Source organism: Nocardia takedensis NBRC 100417, from assembly GCF_000308695.1.
GTDB lineage: Bacteria > Actinomycetota > Actinomycetes > Mycobacteriales > Mycobacteriaceae > Nocardia > Nocardia takedensis.
Map to the genome: position 1 here is coordinate 1 of NZ_BAGG01000160.1, position 339 is coordinate 339.

General features: G+C 63.1%; 1 protein-coding gene. It reads left to right on the top strand.

The annotated features are described in order from the left end of the window. Positions 1–198: hypothetical protein (locus tag ON30_RS27720; RefSeq protein ID WP_040711847.1), on the top strand; the 198-nt coding region annotated here is incomplete at its 5' end. Positions 199–339 lie beyond the last annotated feature (141 nt).

A 339-nucleotide genomic window follows, 5' to 3' on the forward strand; every position in this document is an offset into this window, starting at 1 on the left:
GAGACCGAGCTGATGGAACTGCTGAGTCGCGTGGAGGAGCGGTTCGCCGCGGTGGAACTCGAGGAATCGACGAAGGGCACGGTGCTGCGCCGGATACGGGATATCGAACGCAAGCTCAAGGACGGTCCCGGCGACCAGGTCGCCGACCTCGACGCGGTCGACGACGCCTCCCTGTTCAGTCTGATCGACGGGGGCTAGCTCGTCGGGTGTCGGCAAAGCGTTCTTGATTGTCCAGCGCCGCGCGCGCGGTGTTCTTCGTGTGAATTCGATTTGGGGAAAGAGGCTCTCATGTCCAGTGAAGATGATCTGCGGGTGTACCTGAAGCGTGCCGCGGGGGAG